The organism is Aliihoeflea sp., from assembly GCF_052435475.1.
GTDB lineage: Bacteria > Pseudomonadota > Alphaproteobacteria > Rhizobiales > Rhizobiaceae > Aliihoeflea.
This window is the reverse complement of record NZ_JBQVMV010000015.1, coordinates 64709-80972: the sequence shown is the minus strand read 5'-3', so window position 1 is coordinate 80972 and position 16264 is coordinate 64709. Positions and strand designations below refer to the sequence as shown.

The following is a 16264-nucleotide window of genomic DNA, read 5'->3' as shown; positions in this document are numbered from 1 at the left end:
CTGAATCCGCACCGGCTCGACCTGTTCGGTCCCGCGCCCGATGCAAGTGACAAAGGAAGAGAATCGTCCCCGGTGGGGCGTCCGGACTTCAAATCCGGGTGGGGCCGTGAGACGGTCCCTGGTGGGTTCGACTCCCACTCTCCTCCGCCAGCTTCCCGGAAGATTTCATGACGGCCAGTCAGACGATTCTCGATGAACTCGAACATGCGGCCAAGGCCTGCGAAGACGAGGAGGCCGAGTTTCGGCGCACGATGAACGCGCGTGTCGCAGCGCTTGCCGAAGCACGCGCTTTCGCGCATCGGCGGATGAACATCATGCGTTCGCTGTTCGACACGGTGGCGCAGGCCGACGACGGCCCGATCGCAGTCGCGGCGGCCGTCGCGGCATTGCGCAACCGGCTCGGCTGGCGGGAGGAGAGCGAGGCGCGGGACGAGGTTCTGGAACGTTACGGCGCGCTCGCTCTTGCCGCGTTCCACGCGACCCGCGAGGACGAGGCGTCCGTAGCATCGGACACGCTGGCGCCGGATGTCGGGGCGGCGCTGGCCGAATTCGAGGCGTGGTACGCTGAAGCGCGGGGAAAGCATTTCTGGGTCCTGTTCGAGCACTACATGCCGGAGACGCAGCTTGTCGACTTCTGAGCGTCACAGCCGCTTCGACGCCTGGCTCGCCGGCGAGTACGAACGGCGCGGCGACTTCACGGTGATGGTCGTTCTCGTCGACATCGCGGAGACGCGCATCGACCTTCTGCGCTCGACCTACATGAACGTCATCGGCGACGAGACGCGCTGGGTGGAACTGCGCGAATTGCTTTCCGGTTCAGGCGCCGCCTGGAACGGCGCCGCCTTCTTTCCGGTCAGCGTGTTCTTCAACGGGCCGGTGCCGAACGACATCGCGCGGAGCGAATTGCGCGATCTGGAGGATCGGTTGCGCGAAGACCGGCGCGTTCTCAACGAAGGGCACTTCTTCGACCGCAAGGGACGCCGTCTGAAGGTGGACGAACTCAAGCACTGACGCCCTGGCGAGGCCCTTTTCGTGACGCTATTTCAGTCGCATCAGGAGGCCGGCCATCAGGCGTGCGCGTTCGGCGAGGCTGTCGACCTCGATGTGTTCGTTGAGCGTGTGAAGACCCGCGCCGCGAACGCCGATGGAATCGAGCGTCGGGATGCCGAGCGCGCCGGTGAAATTGCCGTCCGAACCGCCGCCGGCACTGGCGTGGGTCAGGTCGAAGCCGATATCGGCGGCGACCTGACGGCCGATTTCGTAAAGCGCCATCGTGCCGGCGTCCGGTTCCCAGACGGGGCGGGTGACGCCGCGGGTGACGTCGAAGCGGACGTCGTTCTCTTCGGTCGCCATGGCGAGCATTGCCTCGACGCCGCGATCAAGATCGTCCTGGCGCTTGGCCATGGAGAGCGCCTCGGCATGGCATTCGGACGAGACGCAATTGACCCACTGGCCGGCATGGATGACGCCGACGGAGAAGGTGCAGTCGTCGGTGGTCATCTTTTCGACCTGGAGCAGCTTCTTCGCCATCAGGGCGATGGCCGAGCGGCCTTCGCCAAGCGCCCAGCCGGCATGGCTTGGGCGGCCCTCCGTCTTCAGATTGAAGCGCGCGATGGCGTAGCGGCCGGTGACCGCGCCCCCGTCGGGACGGGCGGGTTCGGGCACGAGCACATATTTGTTCTTGCGCGCTTCCATCTCGATCAGCTCGCGCGTCGACGGCGTGCCGACTTCCTCGTCGGGCGTGAACAGAACGGTGACGGGCAGCGGGCAGTCGATGGCGGCGAGCGCCAGTTGGCGGATCGCCTCGACGGCGACGAAATTGCCGCCCTTCATGTCTTGAATGCCGGGGCCATAAGCCTTGCCGCCCTCGCGGCGGAAGGGAAGCTTTTCGAGCGTGCCGACCGGATGGACGGTGTCGAGATGGCCGGAGATGAGGATGCCGGGCTTGCCGAAATCCTTGTGCGGAAAGCGCGCGCGCACCGAGCCGCCGAAGCCCATACGGCCGGGAATACGCTCGATCTCTGCGCCGGCAGCGGCGAGGTCGTAGCTGGCAAGGTCCATCATCCGGTCGACCGCGGCCGCATCGAAGGTCGGGCTTTCGCACTCGATCCAGGGTTGGAGGCCTTTCAGCATCGTGTCGGCGTCGAAGGGCAGGGCGTTGAGGTTCATGAGGTCACCTTGGGGCTGTAGGGTGGCTTTTTTTGAAGGGGACCCCCACCCTTTATCCCTCCCCACAAGGGGGAGGGAGGCGTCGGCGGTGCGCTTTTCCTTCCACGGAGGGGAAAACGGCAGGGGTCCGGCCATTAGAGCGGCAGGCGCTTTTCGATGATGCGGGCCATGACGCTGGCGCCGACGGGCAGGATCGCGTCGTCGAAGACGAAGCCGGGATTGTGGACGGGCACGTCGCCGCCATGGCCGATGGTGCAATAGGCGCCGGGGACGGCCTTGAGCATGTCGGCGAAGTCTTCCGAGCCCATCACCAGTTCGTTCTCATTGGTGATGTTGTCGACGCCGACGATGTCGGACGCGGCGTCCAGATAGGCTTCCGAGAGCTTGTCGTCGTTCATGAGGACGGTGAAGATCTCACGCAGGTCCGGTTCGACCTCGATGCCGAACATCTTGGAATAGCCCTCGCACATGTCGCGGATGCGGGCGTGGATCAGCTCCTTCACCTCGTCGTCGAAATAGCGGATCGTGCCGCAGATGACGGCCTTGTCGGGCACGACATTGTAAGCCGAGCCGGAATGGATCTGCGTGACCGAAAGGACGGCCGGCTTCACGGCGGGCACGTTGCGGCTGACGATCGACTGCAGCGACTGGACGAGCGAGGTAACTGCGACGATCGGGTCCTTGGAATGGTGCGGCATGGCGCCATGGCTGCCGACGCCCTTGACGTAGATATCGAAGAAGGTGGAGCCGGCCATGGCCGGTCCCGGCTTCACGCCGACCTTGTTCGGCGCGGCGAGCGGGTTGTTGTGCATGCCGTAGATTTCGTCGCATGGAAACTTGTCGAAAAGGCCGTCGGCAAGCATGGCACGCGCGCCGCCGAGGCCTTCTTCGGCCGGCTGGAAGATGAAGACGGCCTTGCCGGAAAAGTCGCGCGTTTCGGCAAGGTAGCGCGCGGCGCCGAGCAGCATCGTGGTGTGGCCGTCATGGCCGCAGCCGTGGAACTTGCCGGGCGCGGTCGAGCGCCAGGGGAGGTTGGTTTCCTCGTCCATCGGCAGCGCGTCCATGTCCGCGCGAAGGCCGACCGCGCGCTCGCTGCCGCCCTTGCCCTGAAGCACGCCGACGACACCGGTCTTACCGAGCCCGGTATGAACCTCGATGCCCCAGGATTTCAGCTTCTCGGCGACGATGCCGGCGGTGCGCGTCTCCTCGAAGCCGATTTCGGGATTGGCGTGGAAATCGCGCCGGATGGCGGTCAGTTCGTCGGCGTATTCGGCAATGCGCGGCAATGTCGGCATGTCGGTCTCCTTGATGGGCTGGGGCGGGTCAGGCCGTCTCGGTCTGGTGCAGGGACAGTTCCCTGAAATTGGCGAAGTCCCAGTGGCGGCCGGGCGCCGCCTCGATCAGCGCGCGGGTGTAGTCGTGGCTGGGCTGGGACAGGACGTTTTCGGCCGTGTCGTGTTCGACGATGCGGCCGTGCTGCATGACGACGACTTCGTCGCAGATCTGGGCCGCGACGCGCAGATCGTGGGTGATGAAGAGGATTGCGATGCCGAGCTTTTCCTGCAATTCGTCGAGAAGCTTCAGCACCTGCGCCTGCACCGACACGTCGAGCGCGGACACGGCCTCGTCGGCGACGAGGATGTCCGGACGCATGGCGATGGCGCGGGCGATCGCGATGCGCTGGCGCTGGCCGCCGGAGAACTGGTGCGGATAGCGCCCGAGCGCATCGGCGGGCAGGCCGACAAGTTCCATCAGTTCGGCTGCATGCTTCATCGCCTCGGCCTTGGACTGTCCGAAGTTCAGCGGCCCCTCGATCAGGCTCTCGCCGACCGTCCAGCGCGGGTTGAGCGAGCGGAACGGGTCCTGGAAGACGATCTGGATGTGCTTTCGATGCGGCTGCAATTCGCCCCGGCCGAGCTTGGCAATATCGGTCTGACCGACCTTGATGCGGCCTTCCGTCGGATCGATGAGCCGCATGACGCAGCGCGCGACGGTGGACTTGCCCGATCCGCTTTCGCCGACGATGCCGAGCGTGCGGCCGGGCTTGATGCGGAACTTGACGTCCTGCGCGGCCCGCGTCTCGCGGCCCTTCTTGAAGAAGCCGCGCGTGTCGTAGATCTTGGTCAGTCCGTCGACCGACAGCACCGGATCGGCCCAGCTTTCGGGTCGCGCGTCGCGCGGGACGAGGCTCGGCACGGCTTCGAGCAGCCGGCGCGTATAGTCCTTTTGCGGCGAGCGCAGCAGCGTTTCGACCGCGGCGCTTTCCACGATGTCGCCGTTGCGCATTACGTAGACCGTATCGGCGATCTCGGCGACGACGCCCATGTCGTGGGTGATGAAGAGGACGGCGGTGCCGTGGCTCTCCTGGAGTTCGGCGATGAGCTTCAGGACCTGGTTCTGTGTCGTCACGTCGAGCGCGGTGGTCGGCTCGTCGGCGATCAGGAGCTTGGGTTCCAGGATCAGTGCCATGGCGATCATGATGCGCTGGCGCTGGCCGCCGGAAAGCTGGTGCGGGTAGGAGCCGTAGATGCGCTCGACGTCGGGCAGGTGAACCTGCTGCATGATGTCGATGACGCGGCGCTTCTTCTCGCGGGTCGGCAGCTTGGTGTGGCTGTCGAGCACTTCCTCGATCTGGTCGCCGACCTTCATGACCGGGTTGAGCGCGGTCATCGGCTCCTGGAAGATCATCGAAATGCGCTGGGCGCGCAATTCGCGCATCTGCGAGGCGTCGAGGTCGAGAAGGTTCTTGCCGTCGAGCTCGATGCGCCCGGCGGTGACTTCGAGCGCGCCCTTGGGCAGAAGTCCCATGACGGCGAGCGAGGTGACCGACTTGCCCGAGCCGCTCTCGCCGACGAGGCACACGGTTTCGCCCTGATGGATGGTGACGTCGATCGTGTTCAGGATGGGAACGGGATCGTCCCCGGCCGTGGCGACGGAGAGGCCGAGGATTTCGAGCGCGACCGGTTTGTCGTCGAAATGGCGATTGCGGAACAGCATGGGTTACGCCTCCCGCTTCTTGAGGCGCGGATCGAGAAGGTCGCGCGCGGTATCGCCGAGAAGGTTGATGGACAGGATGCACAGCGACAGCATCAGGCCCGGCCAGAAGATGAGCTCCGGCTTGATCTGGAAGAACAGGCGGCCCTCGGCCATGATATTGCCCCAGGTCGGGATCTCGGTCGAAACACCAGCTCCGAGGAAGGATAGGATCGCTTCGGTCAGGATTGCCGAGGCGCAGATATAGGTGCCCTGCACGATGAGCGGGGCGAGCGTGTTCGGCATCAGGTGCTTCCACAATATCTTCGGCATGGACGAGCCGAGCGCGATCGCGGCTTCGACATAGGGCTCTTCGCGCGCCGACAGCACGACGGAGCGCACTAGTCGCACGACCCGTGGAATCTCGGGGAGGGTGATGGCGAAGATGACCGACCAGATGCTCGGCCCGTTGAGGGCGACCAGCGCAATGGCAAGCAGGATCGACGGGATCGCCATCAGAGCGTCCATGACGCGCATGATGATGGCGTCGGCGAGGCGGAAGAAGCCTGAGACGAGGCCGATCAGCAGGCCGATGATGACCGAAACGATGGCCGCGCCGATGCCGATCAGCAGCGACACCTGGCCGCCGACCATGACCCGGGAGAAGAGATCGCGGCCATAGGGGTCGGTGCCGAGCCAGTAGGTTTCGCTCGGGCCCTTGAGGCGCTGCAGCGCGTCCATGCTCATCGGATTGTGCGGCACGTAGAGATAGGCCGACGCGGTGGCGATCACGATCAGGGCGAGCACGATGGCCGCGAGGATCGGGCCGAAGCCGAGGCGCCAGTTGCGCGGAAGCTGGATCGCGCCGAGCACGACCTGCATGGCGGAGGTCGGTTGCGGTTGAGCGGCCATCAGTAGCGAATCCTCGGGTCGAAGAGCGTGTAGGAGAGATCGATCAGCAGGTTGACGAAGACATAGATCGCGCTCGTCAGGAGGATCATCGCCTGGATGACGGGATAGTCGCGTGCCAGGATCGCGTCGACGGTGAGGCGGCCGATGCCGGGGATGTTGAAGACGCTCTCCGTCACCACGACGCCGGAGATCAGGAGTGCGAAGCCGGTTCCGATGATGGTCATGATCGGCACGGCAGCATTGCGCAGCGCATGGCGGAAGAGGACGATGTGTTCCTTGACGCCCTTGGCCCGGGCGGTGCGGACATAATCTTCGCCGAGCACTTCGAGCAGGCTCGCGCGGGTCATGCGGGCGATCAGCGCGACGTAGATGGTGGCGAGCGTGAGGCAGGGCAGGACGGCGCGCGACAGGAAGCCCTGCACGCTTTCCGAAGGCGAGGTGTAGCCCTGGACCGGCAGCCAGCGCAGATCGATCGCGAAGAGCTTAATGAAGAGATAGCCGATGACGAATACGGGGATGGAAAAGCCAAGAACCGAGAAGGACATGACGGCGTAGTCGATCCACGTCCGGTGCCGCCATGCGGCGAGGACGCCGAGCGGAACGGCGATCAGGACGGACAGGATGATCGTCAGCGTGCCGATCTGCAGCGTCGGCCAGATGCGCTGGCCGATGAGGCGCGTGACCGGCTGGTTCGAGATGATCGAGGTGCCGAGGTCGCCCTGCGCGAGCTGCCCGATCCAGGTGACGAATTGGATGTGAAGCGGTTCGGCGAGGCCGAGCGATTCGCGGATGCGTTCGAGTTGGGCGGGCGTCGCGGAGTCGCCGGCGATGATGGCGGCGGGGTCGCCCGGCGTCAGGCGCAAAAGCAGGAAGACGAAGATCGCGACGATCGCCATCACCGGAATGACGGCAAGGATGCGCCGGATGACATAGCCGAGCATGGGCTCAATGATCCTTCGGAAGCTGGAAAGCGAAGGCCCCCGGCGGCGTGCGCCGGGAGCCTGAAGCGGTTGCGGCCGCTACTCGGTCTTGTCTACCTGCCAGAACACCGGCACCGGCTGCTGGATCATGTCGACCATCTTGTTGCTGCGCGCCTGGACGGTCAGATACTGGCCGAGCGGCACGTAGTTCACTGTTTCGAGGACGTGCGCCTGAATGCGCTGTGCGACTTCGGTCTGCGCCTCGACGCCGTCGGCTGCGATGAACTCGGCGCGCAGCTCCTCCAGTGCCGGGTCTTCCGGCCAGCCGAACCAGGCTTCGTCACCGCGTCCGTTGACCATCGGGTTGATGAGCGGGGAGGAAATCTCGGGCACCGACCAGTTGGTGAAGAAGATGTTCCAGCCGCCATCGGCCGGTGCAGACTGGCTTGCGCGGCGGGTGACCAGCGTCTGCCAGTCCATCGCCTGCATGTCGACGTTGAAGCCGGCGTCACGCAGGGCCTGCGCGACGACGACCGGCTGCGCGGTGAGCGTCACGACGTCGGTCGGCTGCATCAGGACGACGGGCGTGTTGTCGTAGCCGGCTTCCTCCAGAAGCGCGCGAGCGGCTTCCGCGTCGCCGCCGCTCTTCAGCGTGTCGGAGCCGGTTTCGTCGGCCAGCGGCGTGCCGCAGCCGAAGATTGCGCCGCAAAGCGAATAGTATTCCGGATTGCCGACCAGCGTCGCCAGCACGTTTTCCTGGCTGATCGCCATCAGGGCGGCCTGGCGGATCTTCTCGTCGTCGAAGGGCGGGTGCTTGAAGTTCATCCGGCCCATGGTCTGGAAGCCGAGCGGATCGCGCACCTCGACGGTCAGATCGGGGCTGGCCTGGAGGATCGGCAGGAGATCGATCTGGGCCTGTTCGAGATAGTCGATCTCGCCCGAGACAAGGGCGTTGATCGCAGTCTGGGCGTCGGGCATGGAGGTCCAGACGACGCGGTCGACATTGACGACCTTGCCGCCCGCCATCCAGTCGGCCGGCTCCTCGCGCGGCACGTAGTCGGCGAACTTCTCGTAGGTGACCGACACGCCCGGCTCGAACTCCTCTTCGACGAAGCTGAACGGGCCGGAGCCGACATATTCGGTAATCGCCTCGCTCGACGGCGTTTCGGCGACGCGCGCGGGCATGATGAAGGGCGGCACGGCCGACTGCTTGGCGACGATGTCGAGAAGCGGCGTGAAGGGCTCACTCAACGTCCAGGTGATCGTCTTGTCGTCGGTCGCCTCGAGGCTGGCCGTGACGTCGAAGATCAACTGACCGCCGGAATCGCGCTCGCCCCAACGCTGGAGCGAGGCGACCGCATCGGCGGCGGTCACCGGCTCGCCGTCGTGGAACATCAGGCCGTCGCGCAGCGTGAAGGTGTAGGTCAGGCCGTCATCGGAGACCTCGAAATCGGCCATCTGCGGCTGGACCTCGAAATTCTCGTTCACCGCGATCAGCACGTCATAGATCATGTAGCCGTGATTGCGGGTGATGTGCGCGGTGGTGATGATCGGGTCGAGAACGCGCAGACCCGAGTGCATGACGGCGGTGATGGTCTCGCTGTCCTGCGCGAGCGCGGTGCCGGCCGGAACGATCGCAGTGGAGGCTGCGAGCGCCGCTGCGAGCATGACGGACCAGCTCTTCGTCAGGACCGAACCGGAAAAGCCATTTGGAATGAATGTCATCGGTAACCCTCTTCGATTGATTTCGCCATTGTTCAGGATGCCGATCTTGCCGCCGGCTTTGTGGAATTGCTTGTTCAGCCTGCGCGTCGAGCCGCTCCCGCGGGCTGGAAGGCCGGGCCGTTCGGCGAGAGCCTGATGCCCGGTTTCAGCCGGGTGAACGGCAGGTCGGCCGCGTCGAGCGCCATCGGCCCGGGCGCGGTGGCGACCAGGATGGCTTCGGCGATGGGCTCGAAATCGGCGCGGAAATGGACCGAGCTCTTGTTGACGAGGATCGCCTGGTCTTCCGGATCGATGCCGACGAAGCGATACATCTCGCGGTCGGCCATCTGCGCCTTGAAGGTCGAAACCACGATCCGCACGCCGTCGAGGGAGAGGCAGGTGGAGGGGCCGAGATTCATGTCGGCGCCGCCATAATAGGGGCCGGTGGCCTTGAAGCGGCCGTCGGAAAGCCTGTCGACGCGGTAGGTCGCCTGAAGGGGCGCGTCGCCCGGAACATTCGACTGGCCGCCGAGCGCCAGTTCGATCTCGGCACCTTCGCCGGCTTCATGGGCGCGTGCGGCGGAGGCTGGATCGACGATGACGCCGATCGCAGCGCGTTCAACGCCTTTCTCAAGAAGCGCCCGCAACATGCCGGTCGTGTTCGAATCACCGCCCGCGCCGGGATTGTCTTGCGTGTCCGCGATGATGACCGGTCTGCTGGCGGAGGCCGCGATCCGCTGCGCTTCGGTGACGGCTTCGAGCGGTGCATAGGCCTTGCCGGCGAAACGGCTTTCGCGGTCGAGAAACGCCCGTTCGAGCGCATCGGCGGCAGCGTCGGCCTCGCCCTGTGTCTCGGCATAGGCGAGGACCGAGGGCCGGCAATCCTCGAAATCGGCGGCGGGAAAGCCGGTCAGGATCGAGGCGCTGGACACCGCGTCGCCTTCGACGCGATCGATCTCGGCATAGAGCGATTTTGCCGGCTCGATCATCGTGCACTGCCAAGGGATCGGGATCAGGAACGGCAACTGCCGGAACGCCTTGGCGACGGGCTTGCCGCGCTTCATCAGGCGGTCGAGCTGCTCGGCTGCCCGAACGCCGGTTTCGGCCATGTCGACATGCGGGTAGGTGCGGAAGGCGACCAGAACGTCGGCGGCGTCGACCATGTCGCGCGTGACGTTGCCGTGGAGGTCGAGGCTGGCGGAAATCGGGATTTGCGGGCCGACGATCGCGCGCAGGCGCTTCAGGAGTTCGCCTTCGCCATCATCCAGATGCTCGGCGACCATCGCTCCGTGAAGATCGAGAAGGAGGCCGTCGATCTTGCCCGCAGCGCGCAATTGGTCAGCGATCTCGCCGGCGATGCGCTCATATGCGTCGCGTTCGACATGGGCCGAGGGGATGGCGCCGGTCCAGAGCAGAGGCACGAGTTCCCACCCGGCCTTTTCTGCGTACTCGACGAAGCCGCTGATGCCGAGATTGACGCCGCCGCAGCGCTGCAGGATTTCCGCGCCGCGACTCATCGGCAGGTAGCCGCCGCCTTGTTCAAAATTCTCATATCGCGCCGGGGAGGGCGCGAACGTGTTGGTTTCGTGCAGAAAGCCGGCAATCGCCACGCGCTTCGACATTGAAATCCTATGCCGTTGGAAGATCCGACGAAAGTCGGTATCGACAGGCGATACAGATATATCGCAATTCAACGGTAGAGGTGGTATGACGCGCCGTCAACCGGCATTGGAGGGGGTAGGCATGAATCGCAGCATCATCAGTGGGGAGGACGGTGCGCGGCTCTTGGACCAGGCGCAGATTGACGACCCATTGTTCGTCCAGTCGATCGCCCGCGCGCTTCACGTCCTGTCGGTATTTCACAAGGCCGAACAGCCGCTTAGCCTGAACGAGATCGCGGAGGCGAGCGGCACCGGGCGGAGCGCAGCGCAGCGCGTTATCCATACCCTGCGCGCCCTTGGCTATATCGAGCGCGACGAGACGGGCAGGGGCTATCTGCCGGGAATCCGGGTGCTCGACCACACGGTCGATTACCTGCGCCTGAACAAGTTGATCGAGCGTGCGACGCCGGTGTTGCTCGACCTGCGCAAAAATGCGCGCGAACGCGTCGATCTGAGCCTGTTCGACGATCTGCGCGTGGTCTATGCCGCCCGGCTTCAGAGCAAGCGTGAGACATTCTTCGCCACGCTCGTCGGTCATTCCGTCCCGACCTTCTGCACTTCCGGCGGACGGGCGATCATGGCGCACCTGACCGACGCGCAGGTGGACGACATCATCGCGCGCTCGGATCGTCGTCCGTTCACCGACAAGACGATCACCACGCCGGATGAAGTGCGTGAAATGGTGCGCGAGGCGCGCCAGACGGGCTATGCGCTGACTGTCGAGGAAGTTCTGGTCGGCGAGGTGGCTCTGGGGGTGGCGGTTCTGGGGCCGGGCGGGCGACCGCTCGGAGCGATCCACGTCGCCGGCTCACTGAGCGAGTGGACGCCCGAGGCGTTCTGCAACCGGTTTGCACCGCTGGCGGTCGAAGCCGCCAACGCGATCAACAGGTTGCGCTGAACGCCTACCAGATCGAATCCAGTTGCCCGGTCAGGCGGATTTCAGCAGCGGCATCTGGATTACGGTCGAGGTGACAAGCGACTGGATGCTGGCGAGGGGGACCGGCTTGCCGAAGAAGTAGCCCTGCGCCTCGTGGCAGCCCTGCTCGCGCAGGAACTGGAGATGCGAAGCGCTTTCCACGCCCTCGGCGAGAACCGGAATCTGCAGGCTCTCCGCCAGGATGATCGTCGAACGCACGATCGCCATCGCCTGCGCGCTGGTGTCGATGTCGGCGATGAAGGAGCGATCGATCTTGATCTTGTCGAAGGGAAAGTTCTGCAGGGTGGAGAGCGAGGAGTAGCCGGTGCCGTAGTCGTCCATCGCGATCTTCACGCCCCTGGCTTTCAGCTTGCGCACGATGGCAAGGGCATGGTGGTGGTCCTCGATGATGCTCGATTCGGTGATTTCCAATTCGAGGCGCGAAGCTGAAAGACCGGTGGATGCCAGGATTTCGTCGACCATCCCGGGCAGGTCGGACTGCGAGATCTGCGCCGAGGCGACGTTTACGGCGATCTTGTAGGGCTTGGCCCAGCGCGCGGCTTCGGCGCAGGCTTCCCTCAGCACCCATTCGCCGATGGGCAGGATCAGGCCCGTCTCCTCGGCCAGCGGAATGAACTCGACCGGCGAGACGAGGCCGCGCTGCGGATGGTTCCAGCGCACGAGAACCTCGAAGCCGATCAGATCGCCCGAGGCGACGTCGTTCTGGGGCTGGTAATAGAGTTCAAGCTCCTTGCGTTCGACCGCGTGGCGCAGTTCCAGCGAGAGGGCGGCGCGAGTGCGGTTCGCCTCGTCCATGGAGGAATCGTAGCGGCAGATGCTGGTAAAGGCCGACTGCTTGGCGCGATACATGGCCAGGTCTGCTCGCGTCAGGAGCGTCGAGGCGTCGGGTGCGTCGTCCGGATAATAGGCGACGCCAAGGCTGGCGCCGACCGTCAGGACGCGGGTTTCGTCCTCAATGTGCCGGCAGACGACGCTGTGGAGCCGGGTGGCGAATTCGAGCGCCTGGCCCTTCTGGTAGAGCCGGGTTTTGACGGCGACGAATTCGTCGCCGCCGACGCGTGCCAGGAATTCGCCCTCCTGAAGGCAGGCGGAGAGGCGTTCGGCGATGATCTTCAGGACCATGTCGCCGGCCGCGTGGCCGTGCACGTCGTTGATGTCTTTGAAGCGGTCGAGGTCGATGCAGATCACGGCGACGCGCGACGTGTCGTCATAATCGCCGCCGATGATCTCGCCGAGCTTGCTCGTCAGGTGATGGCGGTTCGGCAGGCCCGTTACGGCATCATGCAAGGCAAGCTGGCGATAGCGCTGGACGGCCTCGACCTCATTGTGGTTGTCGATCAGGTAGCTCGACAGGCCGGTGCCCATGACAAGCGACATGACGGCCAGGACGCCGAGGATGAGGAGGCTGTCCGAGATGCCCTTTTCGGGTACGGCGATGGAGAGGTCCGGCACGAGCGTCAAAGCGCCCATGCCGGTGAAGTGCATCGACACGATGCCGAGGATCAGCGCCAGTGCGCCGCCATAGCGGCAAAAGCGCGTGACCGGACGGGCGATGCGGTTCATGGCGATGGCGCCGAAGAATGCGCCCAGAAGGACGGAGACTGTGACGAGCGTCGGGTCCCAGCTCATCGCGGCCGTGACGCGCATCGCGCTCATGCCGGCATAGTGCATGACAGCGATGCCGATGCCCAGAATGGCGCCGCCGACCTCGATCAGTGCCGTGGTGCGGGTGCTCGCGGCAACCACCATGCCGATGGTGCAAAAGCCGATCGCCAGGAAGAGCGAGATCAGCGTGATGGCCGGATCGTAGACGAGTTGCAGGGAGGGCGAATAGCCCATCATGGCGACGAAGTGCGTCGTCCAGATCGCGCTGCCGGAGACGACGCCGGCAAGGAAAAGCCAGTTGGCGCGGCGTGCGCCGGTGGTCCGCCGGGTTCGCGCGAACAGCCGCATCGACATGACCGAACCGGCCACGCAGATGGCGGCCGCCAGCAACACGTATCGATAGTCATGCTCGTAAACGAGACACGAGAATATTTCCAGCACGTCACCACCCTCGATGCAGTCGAGGCTCACGATACGCACGTGTGGTTAACGAGTGTTGGAATCCCGTGAGGCGAGATTGATCACAGAGCCGTGTGGTAAGCGAATGCTGAATTAGCGTCCCGTGAAGGAGGGGATGCGTTTATCTGCGAAGGCGAGGCGACCTTCCTCGTAGTCCGCGCTGGCGAATGTCGCCGCTCCCAGTTCGCCGGCCTTGCGGATGTCACCGGCATCGCCGGTCAGGACCGCGCGGATCGCCGCCTTCGAGGCGCGCACCGACAAGGGAGCATTGTCGGCGATCGTTCGGGCGATCTCGAGCGCACGATCGATCGCGGGCGGCTCGTCCGACATTTCGAGGAGAAAGCCGAGCGCGAGGGCCGTGGCGGCGTCGAGCCGCCCGGCCGAATAGGTCATGTAGCGCGACAGTTGCGCCCCGAGGGCCTGGACGATGTCGGCCATCGCGTCGACGGGGTAGGCAAGGCCGAGCCTGGCTGCCGGAACGCTGAACAGCGCGCCCGGCGACGCGATGCGCAGGTCGCACGCCGCCGCAAGGCCGAAGCCGCCGCCGAAACAGATGCCGTCAACCGCCGCGATGGTGGGCAAAGGGCAGTCGCGAACGGCCCTGAACGCGCGGGAATTGGCGTCCTCATAGACCGCCGCGCGCGCGCCGCGCCGCGCCGTGTCGAACTCGGCGATGTCGGCGCCGGCGCAGAAATTCCCGCCCGCGCCCGAAAGGACGATGACACGAACGTCGGCATCCTTGCCGAGCGCCTCCAGCACTTCCGCAAGGTCCAGCCACATGGCCTCGGTCAGGGCGTTCTTCTTCTCGGGCCGGGCGATTTCGAGCGATACGACATGGCCGTTGCGGTTGACACGAAAGCCAGGCTTTACCAAACCGTCTTGAATCTCGAACAATTTACGCCACCTGAAGCGAAGTTAAGGAAATCTGAGTTCAAACCGGTTCGTGTGTGGACTAGAATTCCCGGACTGCCAAGCCCGACGACAGGGGAAGCCGATGACCATCTCGATGAAGGCGCGCAGCAGCCAGGTGCAGCCGGTCGATCCGATTTGGAGCGCGGTGCGCCAGGAAGCTGCGGAGGCCGTTGCGGCCGATCCGCTCCTGTCCGCCTTTCTCTATGCGACGATCCTCAACCAGGACAGCCTCGAGGACGCGGTCATCCATCGCCTGTCCGAAAGGCTGCACCACCAGGATCTCGGCGCCGACCTGATCCGGCAGACCTACGAGGCGATGCAGCGTGACAATCCGGACTGGAGTTCGGTCGTGCGCGTCGACATCCAGGCCTATTACGACCGAGACCCGGCCTGCGACCGTTTCCTGATGCCGGTGCTCTATTTCAAGGGATTCCACGCGATCCAGACGCATCGGCTGGCGCACTGGCTGTGGTCGAAGGGGCGTAAGGATTTTGCGCTGTACCTGCAAAGCCGGTCTTCGGCGATTTTCCAGACGGACATCCATCCCGCAGCCCTCATGGGCAAGGGCATCTTCATCGACCACGCGACCGGGCTCGTCATGGGTGAAACGGCGGTGGTCGAGGACGACGTGTCCATCCTGCATGGCGTCACGCTCGGCGGGACGGGCAAGGCCGGCGGCGACAGGCACCCCAAGATCCGCCATGGCGTGCTCATCGGGGCAGGCGCCAAGATTCTCGGCAATATCGAGATTGGCCACTGCACGAAAGTGGCGGCGGGCTCCGTCGTGCTCCAATCCGTGCCCAACAACAAGACCGTTGCCGGCGTGCCGGCGCGGATCGTGGGGGAGGCGGGATGCGAGGAACCCTCGCGGGCGATGGACCAGCTCTTGAGCGCGCAGGCCTCGCAGGGTTAACCCGCCGGCGGGTTGAAAGGGGCGCTTTTGGCTTTACATGCCCGTCGAGTGCGTGCCAGAAGCCCCTCTCTTTCCCAACCAGGACCGGAGTAATCCCATTGAAACCGGAAGAAATCCGAAAGCTCGACGCCTATTTCAAGCGGACGTTCCAGAACCCGCAGCTCGAGGTCAAGGCGCGTCCGCGCAAGGACGATTCCTGCGAGCTCTATGTCGGTGACGAGTTCCTCGGCATCATCTTCAAGGACGAGGATGACGGCGAACTGTCCTACAATTTCTCGATGGCCATTCTCGACGTCGATCTGGCCTGATCACGTCGCCGGCTGCAGCGCCTTTGCGGCGAACGCACGCATGCCGGCGTCCAGCGCCTTCCAGTTTTCGAGTAGCGCCCGCGGGAAGCGGTAGCGCAGCGACAGATTGGCACCCACATCGATATCGCGCTCACAAGGCGCCAGCGCGGTATCGGCTTCCGCTCCTGTCAGACAGCGGGCGACGAAAGGCGCAGTGAAGCGCGTCGGGTCGACGATCAACATCTCGTCGCCATAGCCCGACGCCTCGATGAAGCGATGGGCGACGAGTCCCGCTTCCGCCGGTTCTCCGGGCTCCTCGATCAGCAAACGATAGATCGGCGTCAGTCGGCTCGTCATGTCGAGCGGCATCGATCGCGGCTCGAAGCTGGCGAAGATGATCCGGTGGTCGCCGTCGGCGTGGTTGAATAAGGCGCGCTCGGCTTCCGAATAACCTTCGAGGCGCGGCCAGGACAGATAGAGGTCGAGACGCTTCGCCTCGCCGGAACGCCGGTCGTTGGCAAAACGGATCATGTTGGCCGGCACCGCGACCATCTCTCCATCGATCACGACGCCCTGGATCGTCGCATCGTCCGAATGACCGGCAAGGGCGATGGCGCGGCCAAAGGTCTTGCCGGCATAGCTGATGCCGACCGAGACCAGCGCCAGCGCGACGAAGACGTAGAAGATCTTCATCATGAAGCCGCTGCCGACCTCCTCAATCGTGGCATTGTCGAAACGTGTGAAGTCGGTCATCGCGCTCTGTTCGGGAATGTTCGCCTGCCGGTTCGGCGGTTTCATCCTCGCGCGAACAT

Annotated in this window: 15 protein-coding genes and 1 tRNA gene; 6 read left to right on the top strand and 10 right to left on the bottom strand. The window is 64.7% G+C overall.

Annotated features, from left to right (window positions below):
* Positions 1-54: 54 nt before the first annotated feature.
* The 3 genes from ACT6QU_RS15840 (at position 55) to ACT6QU_RS15830 (ending at position 1011) form a co-directional block, all read left to right on the top strand.
* Positions 55-150: transfer RNA gene (locus ACT6QU_RS15840), tRNA-Sec, on the top strand.
* A 17-nt stretch (positions 151-167) separates the two neighbouring features.
* On the top strand, positions 168-638 hold the full coding sequence (locus ACT6QU_RS15835) for a hypothetical protein (RefSeq protein WP_444564170.1): 471 nt from the start codon (positions 168-170) through the stop codon (positions 636-638).
* A complete protein-coding gene (locus tag ACT6QU_RS15830) occupies positions 625-1011 on the top strand; it encodes a hypothetical protein (RefSeq protein WP_444564171.1) in 387 nt (128 codons plus the stop codon). Before ACT6QU_RS15835 ends, ACT6QU_RS15830 begins: the two co-directional genes overlap by 14 nt.
* A 27-nt stretch (positions 1012-1038) precedes the next feature.
* Here ACT6QU_RS15830 and ACT6QU_RS15825 read toward each other — a convergent pair whose 3' ends face one another.
* The 7 genes from ACT6QU_RS15825 to ACT6QU_RS15795 form a co-directional block, all read right to left on the bottom strand.
* Positions 1039-2169, bottom strand: coding sequence for a M20/M25/M40 family metallo-hydrolase (locus ACT6QU_RS15825; RefSeq protein WP_444564172.1), 1131 nt, complete (start codon positions 2167-2169; stop codon positions 1039-1041).
* Between the two features lie 134 nt (positions 2170-2303).
* Positions 2304-3464 carry a M20 aminoacylase family protein gene (locus ACT6QU_RS15820; protein WP_444564173.1) on the bottom strand — a complete coding sequence of 387 codons (1161 nt, stop codon included), beginning with the start codon at positions 3462-3464 and terminating at the stop codon, positions 2304-2306.
* A gap of 28 nt (positions 3465-3492) precedes the next feature.
* Positions 3493-5166 carry an ABC transporter ATP-binding protein gene (locus ACT6QU_RS15815; protein ID WP_444564174.1) on the bottom strand — a complete coding sequence of 558 codons (1674 nt, stop codon included), beginning with the start codon at positions 5164-5166 and terminating at the stop codon, positions 3493-3495.
* 3 nt (positions 5167-5169) lie between these two features.
* Complete coding sequence (locus tag ACT6QU_RS15810; RefSeq protein ID WP_444564175.1) at positions 5170-6054, bottom strand: ABC transporter permease; 885 nt, start codon at positions 6052-6054, stop codon at positions 5170-5172.
* On the bottom strand, positions 6054-6995 hold the full coding sequence (locus tag ACT6QU_RS15805; RefSeq protein ID WP_444564176.1) for an ABC transporter permease: 942 nt from the start codon (positions 6993-6995) through the stop codon (positions 6054-6056). Before ACT6QU_RS15805 ends, ACT6QU_RS15810 begins: the two co-directional genes overlap by 1 nt.
* Before the next feature lie 78 nt (positions 6996-7073).
* Positions 7074-8699: an ABC transporter substrate-binding protein gene (locus tag ACT6QU_RS15800; protein ID WP_444564177.1), complete on the bottom strand. Its 1626-nt coding sequence runs from the start codon at positions 8697-8699 to the stop codon at positions 7074-7076.
* A 74-nt stretch (positions 8700-8773) separates the two neighbouring features.
* Positions 8774-10300 (bottom strand): M81 family metallopeptidase, encoded by a 1527-nt coding sequence (locus ACT6QU_RS15795; RefSeq protein WP_444564178.1) that lies wholly within the window; start codon positions 10298-10300, stop codon positions 8774-8776.
* A 121-nt stretch (positions 10301-10421) separates the two neighbouring features.
* Between ACT6QU_RS15795 and ACT6QU_RS15790 the strand changes: the two genes are divergently transcribed.
* Entirely contained in the window at positions 10422-11237 is an 816-nt protein-coding gene (locus ACT6QU_RS15790) for an IclR family transcriptional regulator (RefSeq protein ID WP_444564179.1), read from the top strand.
* Between the two features lie 30 nt (positions 11238-11267).
* Here ACT6QU_RS15790 and ACT6QU_RS15785 read toward each other — a convergent pair whose 3' ends face one another.
* Positions 11268-13352: a putative bifunctional diguanylate cyclase/phosphodiesterase gene (locus tag ACT6QU_RS15785; RefSeq protein ID WP_444564180.1), complete on the bottom strand. Its 2085-nt coding sequence runs from the start codon at positions 13350-13352 to the stop codon at positions 11268-11270.
* Between the two features lie 81 nt (positions 13353-13433).
* Positions 13434-14234 (bottom strand): enoyl-CoA hydratase/isomerase family protein, encoded by an 801-nt coding sequence (locus ACT6QU_RS15780; RefSeq protein ID WP_444564181.1) that lies wholly within the window; start codon positions 14232-14234, stop codon positions 13434-13436.
* A 100-nt stretch (positions 14235-14334) separates the two neighbouring features.
* Between ACT6QU_RS15780 and cysE the strand changes: the two genes are divergently transcribed.
* Positions 14335-15165 (top strand): serine O-acetyltransferase, encoded by an 831-nt coding sequence (cysE, locus tag ACT6QU_RS15775; protein ID WP_444564182.1) that lies wholly within the window; start codon positions 14335-14337, stop codon positions 15163-15165.
* 98 nt (positions 15166-15263) lie between these two features.
* On the top strand, positions 15264-15473 hold the full coding sequence (locus tag ACT6QU_RS15770) for a DUF3126 family protein (protein WP_024585360.1): 210 nt from the start codon (positions 15264-15266) through the stop codon (positions 15471-15473).
* Here the strand turns inward: ACT6QU_RS15770 and ACT6QU_RS15765 are convergent, their stop codons facing one another.
* Positions 15474-16205 carry a hypothetical protein gene (locus tag ACT6QU_RS15765; RefSeq protein ID WP_444564183.1) on the bottom strand — a complete coding sequence of 244 codons (732 nt, stop codon included), beginning with the start codon at positions 16203-16205 and terminating at the stop codon, positions 15474-15476.
* Between the last annotated feature and the right edge of the window lie 59 nt (positions 16206-16264).

Excerpts from the sequence above, each read along its gene's own strand:
- ACT6QU_RS15835 (WP_444564170.1), top strand. The coding sequence starts at position 168 with ATGACGGCCAGTCAGACGATTCTCGATGAACTCGAACATGCGGCCAAG.
- ACT6QU_RS15825 (WP_444564172.1), bottom strand. The coding sequence starts at position 2,169 with ATGAACCTCAACGCCCTGCCCTTCGACGCCGACACGATGCTGAAAGGC.
- ACT6QU_RS15820 (WP_444564173.1), bottom strand. The coding sequence starts at position 3,464 with ATGCCGACATTGCCGCGCATTGCCGAATACGCCGACGAACTGACCGCC.
- ACT6QU_RS15815 (WP_444564174.1), bottom strand. The coding sequence starts at position 5,166 with ATGCTGTTCCGCAATCGCCATTTCGACGACAAACCGGTCGCGCTCGAA.
- ACT6QU_RS15810 (WP_444564175.1), bottom strand. The coding sequence starts at position 6,054 with ATGGCCGCTCAACCGCAACCGACCTCCGCCATGCAGGTCGTGCTCGGC.
- ACT6QU_RS15805 (WP_444564176.1), bottom strand. The coding sequence starts at position 6,995 with ATGCTCGGCTATGTCATCCGGCGCATCCTTGCCGTCATTCCGGTGATG.
- ACT6QU_RS15800 (WP_444564177.1), bottom strand. The coding sequence starts at position 8,699 with ATGACATTCATTCCAAATGGCTTTTCCGGTTCGGTCCTGACGAAGAGC.
- ACT6QU_RS15795 (WP_444564178.1), bottom strand. The coding sequence starts at position 10,300 with ATGTCGAAGCGCGTGGCGATTGCCGGCTTTCTGCACGAAACCAACACG.
- ACT6QU_RS15790 (WP_444564179.1), top strand. The coding sequence starts at position 10,422 with ATGAATCGCAGCATCATCAGTGGGGAGGACGGTGCGCGGCTCTTGGAC.
- cysE (WP_444564182.1), top strand. The coding sequence starts at position 14,335 with ATGACCATCTCGATGAAGGCGCGCAGCAGCCAGGTGCAGCCGGTCGAT.
- ACT6QU_RS15765 (WP_444564183.1), bottom strand. The coding sequence starts at position 16,205 with ATGACCGACTTCACACGTTTCGACAATGCCACGATTGAGGAGGTCGGC.